General features: G+C 69.3%; 16 protein-coding genes. 7 read left to right on the forward strand and 9 right to left on the reverse strand.

The window, feature by feature from the left end; translation table 11 throughout:
• Positions 1–55: 55 nt before the first annotated feature.
• The 7 genes from dctP to KL771_RS18865 are packed head-to-tail and all read right to left on the reverse strand — an operon-like array spanning position 56 to position 5646.
• Positions 56–1045 (reverse strand): TRAP transporter substrate-binding protein DctP, encoded by a 990-nt coding sequence (gene dctP / locus KL771_RS18835; RefSeq protein WP_261970062.1) that lies wholly within the window; start codon positions 1043–1045, stop codon positions 56–58.
• A 38-nt stretch (positions 1046–1083) separates the two neighbouring features.
• Positions 1084–1878 (reverse strand): cyclase family protein, encoded by a 795-nt coding sequence (locus tag KL771_RS18840; protein ID WP_261970063.1) that lies wholly within the window; start codon positions 1876–1878, stop codon positions 1084–1086.
• Between the two features lie 25 nt (positions 1879–1903).
• Positions 1904–2422 carry a 4-vinyl reductase gene (locus KL771_RS18845; RefSeq protein ID WP_261970064.1) on the reverse strand — a complete coding sequence of 173 codons (519 nt, stop codon included), beginning with the start codon at positions 2420–2422 and terminating at the stop codon, positions 1904–1906.
• Complete coding sequence (locus KL771_RS18850) at positions 2419–3267, reverse strand: HpcH/HpaI aldolase family protein (RefSeq protein WP_261970065.1); 849 nt, start codon at positions 3265–3267, stop codon at positions 2419–2421. The genes KL771_RS18845 and KL771_RS18850 overlap by 4 nt, the downstream gene beginning before the upstream one ends.
• A 4-nt stretch (positions 3268–3271) precedes the next feature.
• On the reverse strand, positions 3272–3811 hold the full coding sequence (locus tag KL771_RS18855; protein WP_261970066.1) for a flavin reductase family protein: 540 nt from the start codon (positions 3809–3811) through the stop codon (positions 3272–3274).
• A 10-nt stretch (positions 3812–3821) separates the two neighbouring features.
• Complete coding sequence (locus tag KL771_RS18860) at positions 3822–4916, reverse strand: LLM class flavin-dependent oxidoreductase (RefSeq protein ID WP_261970067.1); 1095 nt, start codon at positions 4914–4916, stop codon at positions 3822–3824.
• Positions 4917–4941: 25 nt separating this feature from the next.
• Entirely contained in the window at positions 4942–5646 is a 705-nt protein-coding gene (locus tag KL771_RS18865) for a GntR family transcriptional regulator (RefSeq protein WP_261970068.1), read from the reverse strand.
• A gap of 322 nt (positions 5647–5968) precedes the next feature.
• Between KL771_RS18865 and KL771_RS18870 the strand changes: the two genes are divergently transcribed.
• From KL771_RS18870 to KL771_RS18900, 7 genes are all read left to right on the forward strand, one after another.
• Complete coding sequence (locus KL771_RS18870) at positions 5969–7621, forward strand: ABC transporter substrate-binding protein (RefSeq protein ID WP_261970069.1); 1653 nt, start codon at positions 5969–5971, stop codon at positions 7619–7621.
• Positions 7614–8606, forward strand: a complete 993-nt coding sequence (locus KL771_RS18875; RefSeq protein WP_261970070.1) for an ABC transporter permease — start codon at positions 7614–7616, stop codon at positions 8604–8606. Before KL771_RS18870 ends, KL771_RS18875 begins: the two co-directional genes overlap by 8 nt.
• Positions 8603–9616, forward strand: a complete 1014-nt coding sequence (locus KL771_RS18880; RefSeq protein ID WP_261970071.1) for an ABC transporter permease — start codon at positions 8603–8605, stop codon at positions 9614–9616. The genes KL771_RS18875 and KL771_RS18880 overlap by 4 nt, the downstream gene beginning before the upstream one ends.
• 11 nt (positions 9617–9627) lie before the next feature.
• Positions 9628–10122, forward strand: a complete 495-nt coding sequence (locus KL771_RS18885; protein ID WP_261970072.1) for a GlcG/HbpS family heme-binding protein — start codon at positions 9628–9630, stop codon at positions 10120–10122.
• Entirely contained in the window at positions 10115–11587 is a 1473-nt protein-coding gene (locus KL771_RS18890; RefSeq protein ID WP_261970073.1) for an amidase, read from the forward strand. Before KL771_RS18885 ends, KL771_RS18890 begins: the two co-directional genes overlap by 8 nt.
• Positions 11588–11691: 104 nt before the next feature.
• Complete coding sequence (locus KL771_RS18895) at positions 11692–12282, forward strand: cupin domain-containing protein (RefSeq protein ID WP_261970074.1); 591 nt, start codon at positions 11692–11694, stop codon at positions 12280–12282.
• Positions 12283–12319: 37 nt separating this feature from the next.
• Positions 12320–14071: a dipeptide ABC transporter ATP-binding protein gene (locus tag KL771_RS18900; protein ID WP_261970075.1), complete on the forward strand. Its 1752-nt coding sequence runs from the start codon at positions 12320–12322 to the stop codon at positions 14069–14071.
• A 19-nt stretch (positions 14072–14090) separates the two neighbouring features.
• On the opposite strand, the gene KL771_RS18905 is transcribed toward KL771_RS18900, so the two are convergent.
• Positions 14091–14690, reverse strand: a complete 600-nt coding sequence (locus KL771_RS18905) for a glutathione S-transferase (protein ID WP_261970076.1) — start codon at positions 14688–14690, stop codon at positions 14091–14093.
• A gap of 19 nt (positions 14691–14709) precedes the next feature.
• Positions 14710–16422: an FAD-dependent oxidoreductase gene (locus KL771_RS18910; protein WP_261970077.1), complete on the reverse strand. Its 1713-nt coding sequence runs from the start codon at positions 16420–16422 to the stop codon at positions 14710–14712.
• Positions 16423–16424 lie beyond the last annotated feature (2 nt).

Here is a 16424-nt window from a genome sequence, read left to right on the forward strand (position 1 = left end):
GGCGGTGGCGGTGTCGAGGGGCGGCACGGACGGCAAGCCGTCCGTGCCCGGCCGATCAGCCGAACTTCGCGCGCAGCGCCGCGATATTGGACGGATCGCGCTTTTCAAGCCGGGACCAGCTGGCCTGAGTGGCAGTGTCCAGGAACAGCGTCTTCTGCGCCTCCGGCATGGCGACGACCTTCATGCCGCCGTCGATCAGGGCCTTGCCCTCGTCGGCGGTGGTCTTCAGGCTGGCGGCGATGCTCTCCGCCTCGTGCTCGATCGCCACCGTCTGCAGGATCGTCTTGGCCTCCGCGGGCAGCGAGTCCCACTTCGCCTTGTTGATCGAGATCAGCACGTCGGTCTGGAAGAAACTCGGATCGATCCGGAACTTGGTGAACTTGTTCCAGCCGAAGCCGGCATAGCCGGCGACCGAATAGGCGTTGGCGTTGACGAGACCGCGTTCGAGCGAGGTGTAGACCTCGCCGGGGCCCTGGACCACGACGCTGGCGCCGAGCTTTTCCAGGAAGTCGCGGTAGAGCGCGGAGCTGCGGATCTTCAGCTTGGAGAAGTCGATCGATCCGTCCGCTGTCCGGGCGGGTTCATCGACGGTGAAGATGTGGAAGCCGGCGCCGCCGTCAACATGGGCGAGCACGAAGGCATTGCCCTTCTTGCCGTAGATCTCGTTGATCAGCGCGAAGCCGCCATTGGCCCTGAGTTCCGCCGGGGTCTTCGACGTGGCCGAGAACACCTCGCCCTCGGGAACGAGGTTCAGATAGGGGCCGGCCGGGCAGTTGATCATGTCGACCAGGCCCGACTTCTGCGCGTCGCCGAGCTGGCCGAGCGGCAGGATTTCCGGGCCGCCGCGGACCTTGATCTGGACCACGCCCTTGCCGCGCTCGTTCAGCTTGGCGACGAAGGCCAGGAAGCTGCGGGCATAGCTCACCTGCGCCGGCGTGAAATGCACGGCGTTCAGCGTGACCTCGGCGGCGCGGGCCGGCCGAACGATGCCGACACCGGCCAGAGCCAGCGCGGATTTGGCGAATGTTCTCCTGGTGATGCTCATGGCTCGATCCCCTCGTCCTCGATGCGTAACCGTCGATCTCAGTCTTCGTCCCGGTCGTCGACCAGCGCCAGCACGCGCAGCGGGCTGCCGGATCCGTTCTCGATCTTGAGTGGCGCCGTGATCAGCACCGCGCCGGTCGCCGGCAGCTGGTCCAGGTTGCACAGGCTGGCGAGGCCGAACTTGTTCGCCCCATGCATCAGCGCATGCGCCGGGAAGGGCGGCTCGAAGGCGAAGGCCTGACCGGCATCCGTCCCGACCGCCTCCACGCCCCAGCCATGCACATCCCGTTCCTCGATCAGGTAGCGCACGGCATCCGGCCCCGGGCCGGGCACATGCGGGCCGTCTTCCTTCATGTTCAGGAAGGCGGCCGGGTCGGAGCGCTTCGACCAGTCGGAGCGCATCAGCACCCAGGATCCCGCCGGGATCTCGCCGTGTTTCTTCTCCCAGGCCTTGATGTGCTTCGGCGTGACCAGAAAGCGCTCGTCGCGGGCGCATTCGGCCGAGAAGTCGAGCACGCAGGCCGGCGCGATGAAGCGCTGCGGGTCGATCGTGTGGGTCGCGCCGTCGGTCAGGTGGCGGCCGGAAATCCAGTGGATCGGCGCGTCGAAATGGGTGCCGGTATGCTCGCCGCAGGCGATGTTGTTCCAGTACCAGGCCGGTCCGCGTTCGTCGTAGCGCGAGATCTCGGAGATCGAGAACGGCGCCGACGGCGCGAAATTGGGCGGAAGCTGGATCACCGGCGTCGAGGGCTTCAGCAATTGCGTCAGGTCGATCACCCGGATCCTGCGCTTGGCGATGTCCCTGGCCAGTTTCTCGAGGCTGCTCTTGCCCATGTCGAACCCTCCGCTGTGAATGCCGCTATTGCGCCGCCGGCCCGTCGGCCGGCCGGGCCTCGAACCTGCAGTCCGATGCCCCCATCGCCGCACAAGCCGTCTCGACGACCGTGACGGGCCGACCGAGCACCATCTCGCCGACCGCCGCCATCATGCCCTTGATCGGATGGCAGACCGGCTCGTCCGACGGGCCGTAGCCGGCCGCGAACGGGCTGTTGGCGACGGTCAGCCGCAGGATCCCAGGTTCGAGCGTGAACTGCCAGCGGCCCCAGCCCAGTTGCGGCGCGGTCGACGCGACGATGTCGAGCAGTCCGGCGCCTTCGCCGCCCATCGCCCGATAGGCGCGCGCACTGTCGGCGCCCTGGCGGGTGATCGAGCGGGCGAGCGCCGCGAAAGCCTCGGCGCGCCGGTCGGCGGGAAGCTCGCGGAAGATGCCCATCAGAGCGTCCGGACGGATCAAGAGATAGCGGCGGCTCTGATCCCACCAGGCGCCTGTCTCCTCGTCCAGGGTCAGACGGTCCTTGAAGCTCTGTGTCGCGCTCATGCGTCGCCCTTCCGCTTGTTTTCCAGCGCCGGACCGGAACCGGCCGGCAGGCTGGCGGTTCCGGCGGCGGAGACCTGCGTGACGGCCGGCGCCGGCGGGTCGCGGAAGCGTTTGGCCGCCTCGACGAAGCTGCGCTGGACCATGTCGATGTCGTTGGCGATGGTCACCAGCCGGTAGCCCTGGCCGCGCGCGATCGCGGCGAATTCCGGCCGGCCGGTGAAGATGCCGCACGGCATGTAGCCGGCCCGGCAGGCCTTGTGGATGTCCGCGCAGGCGACCGTGTGGTCGTGACGGTGGACCGGGAAGGCGCCGAGCGACAGCGACAGGTCGCCGGTGCCGATGAACACCATGTCGATGCCGTCGACCGCGATGATGTCCTCGGCCGCCGCGAGGCCTTTCTCGGTCTCGATCATCACGATCACGGCGATGCCGTCGGCCCCGGCGACATAGGACTGGAAGTCCTTCAGAGGCCGGATGCCGCCGCCGGAGCGGTTGCCGTGCGGCGGATAGAGCGCGTGGCGGACGGCCGCGCGCGCCTCCTTGGCGGATTCGACCAGCGGCACGATCACGCCCTCGGCACCGGCATCGAGCGCCGTGCCGATCGCCAGGGCGGAATTCTCCGCGACCCGAACGATCACGGGAATCCGGCTCGGCACCATGCCGATCACCGCCTCCAACTCGCGCCGGTCCCACAAACCATGCTGCATGTCGATGACGATGCAATCCGGCTCGCTCTTCAGCGCCAGTTCGACCAGCGCGGCCGAACCGAGCGAAAACCACGCCGCACCGATGCAGCGTCCGGAGGCGATCATGGTCTTCAGCGTCGGTCGCTTCGGATCGAACATCGGTTCAGGTCTCTGGCGTGAGCGGGCGGATGACCTTGTACTCGCCGTCCGCATAGGCGAGGGGGCCGGCCTCGGCATCGAAGAAGTGGATGTCGGCGACGGTGCCGACGACGATGTGGTGGGTCGCCCAGTCGTGCAGGTCGGCGACCACGCATTCGAAGGCGACCCGGCAGCCGTGCAGCAGCGGCACCTCGCTGTCGGCGGAGCGCAGCCAGTTGCCGAAGGCGAAACGGCTCGTGCCGCGCACCGGACGCTGGCCGCCGAAGGCCTGCGCGACCTCCGTCTGCGCCTCGGTCAGCACGTTGACCGAGAAGGCGGCCCCCATGACCAGGGCGGCGGCGATCGTGCTCTGCCGGTTGACGCAGACGAGCAGGGACGGCGGATCGGCGGTCAGCGAGGAGACCGCCGTCGCGGTCAGCCCGACCGGATGTCCGTCGGGGCCGTGGGCGCCGATGACCGTCACGCCGCCGACCAGGGAGCGCATGCCGAGCTTGAAGCGGGCGCTTCCAGAGGTCCGGCCGGCGACGCGGGGCAGGGCGGTCATCGGCCTCTCCTCACGCCACGCGCAGACCGGCCTGCTTCATCAGAGGCAGGACGCGGTCGCAGAAGAAGGGCAGTTCGTAGGCGTAGTTGACGAAGGTCAGCGCCGCGCCGGCATAGCCCGCGCGCGAGATCTTCAGCATCTCGTCGACGATGAATTCCGGCGTGCCGACCAGCGGATAGGAGCCGGCGCCGCCGGCGAAGCGTTTGCGGTAGAGGTCGAAGGCGTGCCGGTCGTGCGAATTGGCGAATTCGACCTTCTGGCTCATATGCTGGTCGACGGCGGCATGGTCGGCCTCGGCGACGGCATAGCGCTCGTAATAGTCCTCGGCCTCCTTCTGCGTCTCGCGGGCGACGACGTGGCAGACCGTGTAGACGCCGACCTCGCGCTGATAGGCCTTCGAACGCTCGCGCATGTCGGCGACATGCCGGCCGCCATCCTCGATGTCGGTGAAGGTCGAGAACAGATAGTCGCAGTGGCGGGCGGCATAGTCGCGGCCGGGCGGGCCGAAGGCGGCGTTCATGGTCACCGGGCGGGGCACCTGGAGGCTGGCCGGGCGCGAGACGACCTGCTTCAGTTTGTAGAACTGGCCGTCGAAGTCGAAGGGCTGCGCGGTGCCGTAGCAGCGCTCGATGATCTCGATCCACTCGCCGGCGCGGGCATAGCCGTCGCCGCCGAGTTCGATGCCGAACATGCCGAATTCGGACGGGTTCCAGCCGCAGACGATGTTGAGGCCGGCGCGGCCGCCGGAGATGTGGTCGACGGTGGCGAGTGCCTTGGCGGCATAGACCGGATGCACGATCGGTACATGGACGGTCATGAACAGGCCGATCCGCTCGGTCGAGGCCGCCAGGCCCGCCGCCCAGGTGAAGGTCTCGAAAGACCATTCGCGCACTCGGTTCTTGCCGCCGAAGCCCTTCCAGCGCGCGATCGGCAGGAAGAATTCCAGGCCGGCGCGGTCGGCGATGCCGACGGCGGTCAGATTGTCGTCCCAGCCCGCTCTCCAGCGTTCCGGCACATCGGTGATCGCCAGACCGCCGTCGGCATTGGCGGAAAAGACGCCGAGCTTGAATGTGTTCGGTCCCTTGAGCGGATGCGGCTTGTTCACGGCGCCCCTCTTGTTTCGACGGAGTTCATGAGTGTGCCGGCCCGTCGTGGGGCCCCTCGACCCCGGCGGCGCGGAAGAAGGCGGCTTGGGCATCGTCGACGAACCGGCCCATGCAGGCTGCGGCCAGCTCCGGATCCCGCGCCTGGAAGGCGGCGCGCAGGTGCCCGAGGCCGTCGACCACGATCGCCCGCGTATCGCGATGGCGCAGCGTGGCGAGGCGGACGGCCTGCACGTGATCGACGAAGCGGAAGATGGTCTCCGCCAGCCGGCGGTTCGCGACCCGGCCGAGCCAGGCGGCGCGGAAGGCCATGTTGGAGACGATCATGGCGTCGATATCGTCGGTGCCGTGGGCGCGCCGGCATTCGGCGTGCGCGGCGCCGAGCGCTTCGAGTGCCTCGTCCGACATGGCGCCGGCCGCGGAGGCGGCGGCCTGCGGCTCCAGCAGGCGGCGGATCTCGAAGATGTCGCGTACGTCCTGGGACGCCAGCGCCGGCACCTTGAAGCCGCGCGTCGTGCCGACGAGATAGCCCTCGGCGACCAGACGCAGCAGCGCGTCGCGCACCGGCATGCGCGACAGGCCGTAGCCGCGGGCGAGTTCGACGTCGACCAGCCGCTGGTCGGGGGCGACCCGGCCGTGCCGCAGCCGGGTCAGGAGATCGGCATAGACCTGCTCGGCGAGACTGTCGCGGCGGCCGATGCTCTCGACGGGGGCTGCGCTACCGAGGGTCATTCTGGCCTCGCCGGCTAACTGTATACTGTATGTTGTTTGAGCCTAGTCGGGACCGTTCGGGCCTGTCAATGGCCATTGCGACGGCGTTTGCCGCGTTTTTACCCACCCCGGTGTCGGAGCCCGCCGCTGCCCAAAGGATCGGCGCGTCGCACAAGAAACATGATCATAAATCATGCAGCTTGCATCGGCGCCGCGCGGCCCGGTTCCGTCCGGTTCTCGGTCCGGCGCAGAAAGGCTCGGCCTGTCGCCGTGACCCGGGTTTGGCATGGAACTTGATTGACAGGAATGTCTCGTGAACCAGAATGTCGGCCAGGAGGGTGCCATGTCGAAAGTCGGTTGGATGCCAGCAATGTCGCGGCGGAGCCTGATGCAATCCGGCGCCGCCGCCGGCGCAGCCCTGCTGCTGCCCGGCGGCCTCGGTTCTGCGATGGCGCAAACGCGCGCCAAGACGCTGGCCATCGCCGCGCCCGCGACCCCGCTCAGCCTCGATGTCGAGAATTCCCTGAGCCTCGGAACCATCGACACCGTCGGGGCCTTCTACGACTACCTGATCGAGTTCGACACGATCCCCGACCCGAAGGCGCCGGGCGTGCTGCGGGAGAATCTCGCCGCCGACAAGTCCAAGCCGGGCGGCTACAATCTGCGCGGCAAGCTGGCGGAGAAGTGGGAATTCTCCGCCGACGGCAAGACCGCGCGCTTCCATCTGCGCAAGGGCGTGACCAGCAATCACGGCAATCCGCTGACGGCGGCGGACGTGAAATACACCTTCGACCGCAAGTTCGAGGTCAAGGGCGCCGGCGCCTTCATGACCGGCGTGATGGGCCTCGCCTCCAAGGACCAGGTCAAGGTCGAGGGCGACCACACGGTCTCGTTCAACATCGACAAGCCGAACCCGATCCTGATGATCGTCTGCGGCCACCTCGCCAATCCAATCTTCGACGCCAAGAAGTGCAAGGAGATGGCGACCGCCGACGATCCGTGGGCGCGCAAGTATCTCGACACCAACGTCGCCGGCTTCGGCCCCTACGCGCTGAAGGAGATCACGCGCGGCCAGCAGCTCGTCGCCACCGCCCGGCCGGACTATTACGGCCCGAAGCCCTATTTCGAGACCGTGATCTTCCGCGAGGTGCCGGCCTCGGCGACGCGGCTGTCGCTGCTCAAGGGCGGGGCCGTCGACATCGCCCAGTATCTCTCGCCGACCGAGATGAAGAGCCTGGCGGGCGATCCGAAGGCGACGCTGACCACCGTTGATGCCTCGCAGATGCTGTGGATCATCCTGAACAACAAGTTCAAGCCCTTCGACAATGCCAAGATCCGGCAGGCGATGAACTATGCCATGCCGCGCGATGCGATCATCGCCACGATCCTGCAGGGCTTCGGCGTCAAGCAGACCGGTCTGATGCCGCCCTTCTATCCGGGTGCGACCGACAAGTTCTTCAACTACGACACCGACATCGCCAAGGCGCGCGCGCTCCTCAAGGAGGCGGGCCTGCCGGACGGCTTCTCCACGGTGCTGGCCTACAATGCCGGCAACCCGATCGAGGAGCCGATCGCGATCATGTACCAGACCGCGCTGAAGGAGATCGGCATCAAGCTCGAACTGAAGAAGCTGCCGGCCGGCACCTTCTTCGACAGCCTGACCAAGCGCACCGAGCCGATGATCTTCAGCCTCGACGCGCCCTGGACGCCCGATCCGGGCTTCTCGCTGAACCTCTATTTCAAGTCCACGTCCTTCGTCGACTTCGCCAACTATGTCAGCCCGGAAGCCGATGCGCTGATCGACCAGAGCCTGTCGACGCTGGTCGAGGCCGATCGCATGGCCGCGGTCACCAAGGCGCAGGAGGTGATCATGCGCGATGCGCCCTGGGCGATGATCGCCTATTCGGGCTACCAGCTGGCCCATGCCAAGGACATCAAGGGTCTCGTCTACTACACCTCCAACCGCCTCTCCTTCCAGGATTTCGCGCGTGGCTGAACCGGGGCCTGTTCCGCCCTCCCATGATCCCGCGCCGGCGGAGGCCGGCGCGGACTTCCTCACCTTCGTCCGCCGCCGGCCGGTCTTCCTGGCCGGCTATCTGATCGTCGGCGCGGTCGTGGCGATGGCCCTCGTGGCGCCGTTCCTGCCGCTGCGCTCGCCGGTCGACGCCAATGCCGGCGTCTATCTGGTCGCCCCGAGCCTCGCCTATCCGATGGGCACCGACACGGCCGGCCTCGACATCTTCAGCCGGGTTCTCCATGCCCCGCGGGTCGATCTCGCCATCGCGCTGTTCTCGACCCTGCTCGCCGCGCTCGTCGGCGGTCTCCTCGGCGCGGTTCTGGGCCTGTGGGACGGACGGCCGGGCCTCAAGGGCCTCGTCGCCATCCTGGCGATGCGCCTGTCCGACGTGGTCCAGGCCTTCCCGGTCTTCGCGCTGGCGCTGGTCCTGGTCGCGGTGCTCGGCCAGGGCGTGACCTCGATCGTGCTGGCGATCGGCATCGTCAACATCCCGGTCTATCTGCGCCTGATGCGGACGCAGACGCTGACCATCCGCACGCAACCCTATTTCGAGGCAGCGATGCTCGCCGGAGCGGGCGATGCCTATGCGCTCGCCCGCCATGTCGTGCCCAATGCGCTCGCGGTGCTGCTCGCCCAGATCGCCGGCGGCATCGGCGCCGCGGTGCTGCTGACCGCGGGCCTCAGCTTCATCGGCGCCGGCGTGCGGGCGCCGACCCCCGAATGGGGCGGCATGATCGCCAACGGCTTTCAGAACGTGATCACCGGGCAATGGTGGCCGTCGGTGTTTCCCGGCCTGGCGCTGGCCCTGACCATCTTCGGCTTCAGCGCCGTCGGCGCCAGCATCGAGGCCTGGTGCAATCCACGCGAACGCACGCGTACCTCCCGGCGCGAGTGGGCCGCCTTCGTCGCCGCGCGCCGATCCCGGCCGTCCGCCGATGCCAGGCCCGGAGCCGCGACGCCATGACCGCGCTCGGACCGATCCTGTTCCGGCTGATCGCCTTCGTGCCGCAGCTTCTCGGCGTGGTGCTGGTCAGCTTCCTGCTTCTGAAACTGATCCCCGGCGACCCGGCCCCGATGATGCTCGGGCCGCTGGCGACCACCGAGGCGATCGCGAAGCTGCGCGCCGAACTCGGCCTCGACCAGCCGCTGCCGGTGCAGCTCTGGGAGTATCTGGTCCGTCTCGCCCATGGCGATCTCGGCCGCTCCTGGCAGACCACCAACCCGGTCCTGACCGATCTGGCGATCCGCATCCCGGCGACGCTCGAACTGGTCACGCTCGGCCTCGCGCTGGCGCTCGCCATCGGCGTGCCGCTCGGCCTCGCCGCCGGGCGCAACGCCCATGGCCGCGTCGCGCGGTTGGCCGACGGCTACGGGCTCGGCGCCGGCGCGATGCCGGATTTCTGGATCGCGCTCCTGCTGATCTACGTCTTCTACACGCTCCTCGGCTGGGCACCGCCGCCGCTCGGCCGGCTCGACTTCGCCGTCCTGCCGCCGGACCGGATCACCGGGTCGTATCTCATCGACGCGCTCCTCGCCGGCGATGGCGCCACGGCGCTCGCCGCGCTCGGCCAACTGGCGCTGCCGGTCGCGACGCTCGGGCTGACCAGCGCGGTGCCGATCCTGAAGATGACGCGCACCACCGTGGAGCGGCTGCAGGACAGCGACTTCGTCCGCTTCGCCGACGCCAAGGGCCTGTCGAACGCCCGCGTCTCGGCGCATGTGCTGCGCAACGCGCTGCCGTCCGTCGTCACCGTGGTCGGCACGCTCTACGGCACGCTGCTCGGCGGCGCCGTGCTGATCGAGGTCGTCTTCTCCTGGGGCGGGGCCGGGCAATACGCCGTCTCCGCCGTGCTCAACGCCGACATCAACGCCGCGCTCGGCTTCGTCGTCGTCACCGCAGCGCTCTCGCTCGCCGTCCATCTGGTCGTCGACCTGATCTCCTTCGCGCTCGATCCGCGCCTTCGCCTCACCTGACAGGACCCAACATGGCCGATCTCAAGGATGCCCGAATTCTGACCCTCGCCGGAGGCCTGAAGGTGCTCGACGCGGCGATCGCCGAGGCCGAGCGGATCGGCCAGCCGATGTGCATCGCGGTCGTCGATCTCGGCGGCAATCTCCTGGCCTTCGGGCGCATGGACGGCTCCAAGGCGCTGAGCGTGATCTCGTCGACCTGCAAGGCGCGCACCGCGGCGCTCTCCGGCGAGCCGACCGGCGGGGCGCATGCCGATGTCGAGATCCAGATCGCGCTCGCCTCCGACAGCCAGTGGACCAACCTGATCGGCGGCTTGCCGATCAAGGTCGGCGGCCTGGTGGTCGGCGCGGTCGCGGCCGGATCGGGCACCGGCGCGCAGGACCTCGCCGTGGCGCGCGCCGGCGCGGCGGCGATCCCTGGGGCCGACATGTTCGCGGATTTCACCCCGATGGGCGCCGAGGACACCGGCATCGTGCGCGGCTCGCATCCGGAGAAAGTTCGTGGCTGACGCCGCCGGCCCCCGCGACGCCCCATTTGAGACCGCAACCGCGCTGGCAGCCGCGATCCGGTCGCGCGCGCTCACGGCCTCGGCGGCGGTGGCGGCGGCCTTCGACCGGATCGAGGCGCTCGACGGGACCCTGATGGCCTTCTGCACCCTGGCCCGCGACGAGGCTTTCGCGCGCGCCGCCGCAATCGACGCGGGGATCGCGCGCGGCGGGGCCGTCGGTCCGCTCGCTGGGGTGCCGATCGCCGTCAAGGACCTGATCGCGACCCGCGGCCTGCGCACCACCTTCGGCTCGCCGCTCTATGCCGATTTCGTGCCCGACGAGAGCGACGTGGTCGTCGACCGGCTCGAGGCGGCCGGGGCGATCGTGCTCGGCAAGACCAACGTGTCGGAATTCGGCTACGGCCCGGTCGGCCACAACCCGCTCTTTCCGACCACCCGCAATCCCTGGAACCCGGCGCTGACCTCCGGCGGTTCCAGCGCCGGCACGGCCGCCGCGGTCGCCAGCGGCATGGTCCCCTTCGGGCTCGGCAGCGATGGCGGGGGTTCGATCCGCATCCCAGCGGCGCTCTGCGGCGTGGTCGGCGTGAAGGCCTCGTGGGGGCGGGTGCCGCTCTATCCGGGCTGCCGCGACGAGCGTTATCCGGGGGCTTCCGGCTGGGAATCGCTGGAGCATATCGGCCCACTGTCCCGGACTGTCGCGGATGCGGCGCTGGCCCTCGACGTGATGGCCGGGCCGACGGCGCTCGATCGCCACTCGATCCCGGCCGAGTCCGCCGCCTTCCGGATCGCGCCGCCGGAAACGCTGCGCGGCCTGACCATCGCCTTCAGCGGCGATCTCGGCTTCGCCGCCGTCGATCCCGAGGTTCGCCGCATCGCCACCGACGCGGCCCTGCGCCTCGCCGCCGCGCTCGGCTGCCGGATCGAAGCGGTCGACCCGCCGATCCCGGACCCGCAATCCGCCTTCGAGGCTATCGTGGCGCTCGACACCGACCGGGAAGGCCTGCGCCGGATGGCCGGGGAGCGCGACTACCGGTTCGGCGGGGCGCTCGGCCGGCTGCTGGCCCATCCCTGGAGCGCCGACGATTTCACCGCCGCGATCCTTGCCCGCAAAACCATCGCCAATGCGATGAGCCGCTTCATGGCACGGTTCGATCTCCTGCTGACGCCGACCACGGCCGTCGCGGCCTTCGCGATCGACTGCGAGGGGCCGGAGCGGATCGACGGCCGGCCGGTCCTGCCGAGCGCCTGGACGCCCTTCTCGTCGCTCGCCAACCTGACCGGCCAGCCGGCCGCCACGGTGCCGGCGGGCTTCACCGCGGCCGGACTTCCGGTCGGCTTGCAGATCATGGGCCGCCATCTCGGCGACGCGACCGTGCTGACCGCCTGCGCGGCGGTCGAACAGCTGCTGCCCTGGCGCGATCGGGTCCCGCCGCTCGCGGTGTGCGCGAGGTCCGCCGATGCATGATTTTCAATCATGGACGGGATTGCCAATCGGGGAGCGTTCCGGTCAAGGATCAACGGACATGTTGCGGGGTCGCGATCGAGGCCCGCAGAGAAGCGGATCGGACCATGGCCGGCGACAACAGCAAGCAGAAATCGAACGATCTCCAGATCGGTGCGCGCGTGAAGCATGCCCGCATCCTGGCCGGCATCCGCATGCGCGAACTGGCCGAGAAGGTCGGCTGTACGGAGAGCTCGATCTCCAAGATCGAGAGCGGCCGGGTGATCCCGTCGGTGCCGATGCTGCAGCGGCTGGTCGAAGCGCTCGACCGCGATCTCGCCTCCTTCTTCGGTGCCGACATCTCCTCGCCAGGCATCATCCAGCGCGCCGGCCAGCGCACGGTGACCACGACCGATCCGATCCGCGGCGGGACCGGGGTCAGCTACGAGCGGCTGGTGCCGTTCGGCGCCGGCAACCTGCTGGAGGGCAACATCCATGTCGTCGAGCCGGGCGGATCGAAGGAGGACATGATCACCCACCAGGGCGAGACGCTGGGCTTCGTCATCGAGGGACAGATCGAACTGACCATCGACGCGACCACCTACAGCCTGTCGACGGGCGATTCGTTCTTCTTCAAGAACCATCTGACCAACAGCTATCGCAACATCGGGACCGTGCCCGCGCGCGTCATCTGGGTGAACACGCCGCAGGTCCATTGACGGCGCCCCCGCATGCGGTTGCCCCGGAGGGGAGCGCATGACGAGCTCATCGTTGCCGGTCAGGGAGCCGGCCGCGCCGCTTCTGGACGTGAGAGACCTTTCGACGGACGTCCTGACGATCGCCGGACCGCGCCGCATTCTCGACCGTGTCTCCTTCTCGGTCGCCTCCGGCGAGGTGCTGGCCCTGGTTGGCGAATCCGGGTCGGGCAAGAGCATGGCGATGCAGGCGATCATGGGGCTCATCGCGCCTCCGGCCCTGGTTGCCGAGGGGACGATCGCATTCGAAGGCCGTGATCTGCTCGCCTGTTCGCAACGCGCGATGCGCGCGATCCGCGGCAGCCGGATCGGCATGGTGTTCCAGGAGCCGATGAGCGCCCTCAACCCGCTCCTGGCCGTCGGCGACCAGATCGCCGAGACGCTGGTCGCGCATCGGGGGCTCGGCTGGGCGGCGGCGCGGGCAGAGAGCGTCCGTCTGCTCGATCTGGCCCGGGTCGCCGACGCGCGACGGGTCGCCGGTCTGCGGCCGCACCACCTGTCGGGCGGCATGCGCCAGCGCGTGGTCATCGCTGCCGCGATCGCCTGCAAGCCGGCGCTTCTGATCGCCGACGAGCCGACCACCGCACTCGATGCCACCGTGCAGGCCGAGATCATGCTGCTGCTCGGCCAGCTGCGCCGCGAGGTCGGCTGCGCCATCCTGCTGATCTCGCACGATATGGGCCTCGTCGCATCCTTCGCCGAGCGCGCCGCCGTCATGCTGCGCGGACGGATCGTCGAAAGCGGGCCGACCGCCGCGCTGATGGCGAACCCGCAGTCGCCCTATACCCGGACCTTGATCGCTGCCGGCCTGCCGGCCGCTCCGGCGACGGCGCGGCGCGCGATCCCGGCACCCGACCCGGCCACCCCCGCCGCTCTCGAAGTGCGCGACCTCACCGTCACCTTTCCGGTCGGCGGAAAGAGAGTGCCTTGGGGGCGTTCTCAGCACTTGTTCGCCGTCGACGGGGTCGGATTGTCGCTCGCGCAAGGCGAGACGCTGGCCGTGGTCGGCGAAAGCGGCAGCGGCAAGACCACGCTCGCCCGGGCCATTCTCGGGCTGACCCCGATCGCCGACGGCGGCGTCTGGATCGCCGGGGCCGACCTTCGGGATCGGCCGGCCGAGGCGCGATCCCGCATCCAGTATGTCTTTCAGGATCCGCAAGCCTCGCTCGATCCGCAGTTCCGAGCCTGGCGGTCGGTCGTCGAACCGTTGGTGCTGCAGGGCGAAACCCGGCGGGATGTGCTGCGGAGAAAGGCCGAGGCCCTGCTGGTCGAAGTCGGGCTCGACGCCAGCCATTTGGATCGCCTGCCGCACGAACTGTCGGGCGGTCAGCGCCAGAGGCTCGGCATCGCCCGGGCGCTGGCGACCCGACCCCGCATCCTGATCGCCGACGAGGCGGTTTCCGCGCTCGACGCCACGACCCGGCTGCAGGTGCTGCAACTGTTCCAGGACCTGCAGGCGGCGCAGGGACTTTCCTATCTCTTCATCACGCACGACCTCGCCGTGGTCGCCCGCATCGCCCACCGCGTCGCGGTGATGCGATTCGGCCGGATCGTCGAGATCGGTCCGGTCGACCGCGTGCTGGCCGATCCGCAGCATCCCTACACGCGCGCGTTGGTCGCCTCGGGGGCCGGCCGCACGGCCGAGACGGTGCCGGTCCCCGGAACGGCGCGCCATCGCACCGGTCCGGCTGGGTACACGATGGCGTGGCGCTACAGGACCTGCGGGGAGGGGCATCGCGTCCTGGAGACCTGATGCCGGCCGTGGAACGGCGTCAGGCGAGCCGCGTCGCCGCCATGGACGGCCGCTGCTCGAAATCCGCATACCAGGCGGCGAGCGTCGGGCAGCCGTTGCGCCAGCCGTGATCGGGGAAGCGGAAGTCGAGATAGCTGAGCGCGCAGGCCAGCGCGATCGTTCCGACATCGATGCGCCCGCCCGGCGGGTTGGCCTCGAAATGGGCAAGCGTGGTGCGGACCTTGTCCCACTGCCCGGCGACCCATTCCGGCCACAGGCGTTCGGCCGGCCGCGCGGCCGTCTCATAGCGCACCAGGAGTGCGGCGACCGTGATGCCGTCGGCGAGCGACTGGTCGACCTCGGCGCGCAGGCGCGCCTTCGGATCGGCAGGCAGCAGGGCGCCGCCGGCAAGGTCGTTCAGATAGGAGAGGATCACGCGGCTGTCGGCCACCACGGTACCGTCGTCGGCGATCAGGGTGGGAACCTGGCCGAGCGGGTTCGAGGCGACGATGGTCGGGTCCCGGTTGATCGGGTGGGCCGCCGAGGCGAGCTTTTCGATGCGGTCGCCGATGCCCAGTTCCAGGGCGGCGACGAGGACCTTGCGAACGTAAGGCGAGGTCGGGGAGAAGAAGAGCTGCATGGATGTCGTCCTCCGACGGTCAGGGCGTGGCGGATGCGAGGTCGAGACCCGCGATATAGCCGAAGGTGAGGGCCGGGCCGAGGGTGATTCCGGCCGACGGATAGGTCCCGGCCATGATCGAGTTCATGTCGTTGCCGCAGGCCCAGAGACCCGGGATCGGCTGTCCGTCGGCGCCGAGCACGCGGGCGCGCGGGTCGGTCTCCAGGCCGGCGGCGGTGCCGATGTCGCCCGGCCAGACCCGAACCGCATAGTAGGGCGCGGTCCGGATCGGGCCGAGGCACGGATTGGGCTTGTGCGCCGCGTCCCCGAGATAGCGGTTGTAGGCGGTCGACCCCTTGCCGAAATCCGGATCGGTCCCGGTCTCGGCATATCGGTTCATGCGCGCGACCGTGTCGGCGAGCGCGGCCGGATCGACCGCCATGGCGCGGGCCAGCGTTTCGACCGTGTCGCCCCTGACCAGATAGCCCGATTTCAGGAAGCGGCCGAGCGGGCGCAATCCCGGACGGACCAGACCGAGGCCGTAGCGGCGGATGAAGGCGGCGTCGCACACGAGCCAGGCCGGGATAGCCGGGCGCGTCTCCTGCGCCAGATGCATCGCCTCGACGAAGTCGTGGTAGGAATTGGCCTCGTTGACGAAGCGGCGGCCGGTGCCGTCGACCGCGACGAGGCCGGGCTTGGCGCGATCGAGGATCAGATGCGGGAAGCGCGTCTCGGTGCCGTCGGCTTCGCGCATCACTGAAACAGGTGCCCAGAAGGCATTGCCGACATTGTCGGTTCCGATCCGGCCTCCGACGCCCTGCGCCAGCCGGATGCCGTCGCCGCCATTGCCGGAAGGCGCCATCGAATAGTGCCGGTCGGCATGGGGCAGCAGAGCCTGCCGCATGGCCGCGCTGCCCGGAAAGCCGCCCGAGGCGAGCACCACGCCACGGCGCGCGCCGATCCGGCGGGGACCGGACGGACCCTCGACCACGAGGCCGACGACGCGACCGTCCTCGACGATCAGATCGCGGGCCGCATGACGCTCGCGGATCGGGATGGCACGGTCGAGCGCCGACCTGAACAGCCGGGCGGCCAGTGCATTGCCCATCAGCAGCCGCGTGCCGCGCTTCTGGGACAGCCGGTCGCGCGCAAAGCGCAGCACGAGCGCGGCGCTGCCGAGAAATGCCTGTACCGACTTCGTCGCCGACAGCAGGGTGTCGATGTCCTTGCGGTTGACCATCATGCCGCCGAAGACCAGAAACTCCTTCAGCGGCGCCCGCAGCCGGCCGAAATCGCGGCCGAGCTCCCGTCCGTCATAGACGACCGGATCGAGCGTGCGCCCGCCGGCGGCGGCGCCGGGCAGGTCGGGCTTGTAGTCGGGCGAGACCGCGCGCGGTGCCAGACGGAGCGCGGTATGCCGCTCCAGAAAGTCGATCATCTCCGGCCCGCGATCGAGAAAGGCCTCGATCATGTCGACGCGCAGGCGGTTGCCGAGATGGGCGCGCAGATAGTCGATAACGGCGGCGCGGCTCTCGGTCAGCCCGACCGCGCCGAGATGGGAATGACCAGGCACCCAGACGGCGCCGCCGGAGATCGCCGTACTGCCGCCGATCGTATCGGCCTTCTCGACGACCAGGACGGAAAGGCCGCCGATCGCGGCGGTCAAAGCTGCGGCGAGGCCGGCGGCGCCGGAGCCGACCACGACGGCGTCGAAGACCTCGTCGAAGCCCGCGGAGGACGAAGCGGTCGCCATGA

It is taken from the genome of Prosthecodimorpha staleyi, assembly GCF_018729455.1.
Taxonomy (GTDB): Bacteria; Pseudomonadota; Alphaproteobacteria; order Rhizobiales; family Ancalomicrobiaceae; genus Prosthecodimorpha; species Prosthecodimorpha staleyi.

Coding starts and splice junctions, on each gene's coding strand:
- KL771_RS18910 (WP_261970077.1), bottom strand. CDS start 16,422: ATGGCGACCGCTTCGTCCTCCGCGGGCTTCGACGAGGTCTTCGACGCC.
- KL771_RS18845 (WP_261970064.1), bottom strand. CDS start 2,422: ATGAGCGCGACACAGAGCTTCAAGGACCGTCTGACCCTGGACGAGGAG.
- KL771_RS18850 (WP_261970065.1), bottom strand. CDS start 3,267: ATGTTCGATCCGAAGCGACCGACGCTGAAGACCATGATCGCCTCCGGA.
- dctP (WP_261970062.1), bottom strand. CDS start 1,045: ATGAGCATCACCAGGAGAACATTCGCCAAATCCGCGCTGGCTCTGGCC.
- KL771_RS18865 (WP_261970068.1), bottom strand. CDS start 5,646: ATGACCCTCGGTAGCGCAGCCCCCGTCGAGAGCATCGGCCGCCGCGAC.
- KL771_RS18900 (WP_261970075.1), top strand. CDS start 12,320: ATGACGAGCTCATCGTTGCCGGTCAGGGAGCCGGCCGCGCCGCTTCTG.
- KL771_RS18885 (WP_261970072.1), top strand. CDS start 9,628: ATGGCCGATCTCAAGGATGCCCGAATTCTGACCCTCGCCGGAGGCCTG.
- KL771_RS18870 (WP_261970069.1), top strand. CDS start 5,969: ATGTCGAAAGTCGGTTGGATGCCAGCAATGTCGCGGCGGAGCCTGATG.
- KL771_RS18880 (WP_261970071.1), top strand. CDS start 8,603: ATGACCGCGCTCGGACCGATCCTGTTCCGGCTGATCGCCTTCGTGCCG.
- KL771_RS18895 (WP_261970074.1), top strand. CDS start 11,692: ATGGCCGGCGACAACAGCAAGCAGAAATCGAACGATCTCCAGATCGGT.
- KL771_RS18905 (WP_261970076.1), bottom strand. CDS start 14,690: ATGCAGCTCTTCTTCTCCCCGACCTCGCCTTACGTTCGCAAGGTCCTC.
- KL771_RS18855 (WP_261970066.1), bottom strand. CDS start 3,811: ATGACCGCCCTGCCCCGCGTCGCCGGCCGGACCTCTGGAAGCGCCCGC.
- KL771_RS18840 (WP_261970063.1), bottom strand. CDS start 1,878: ATGGGCAAGAGCAGCCTCGAGAAACTGGCCAGGGACATCGCCAAGCGC.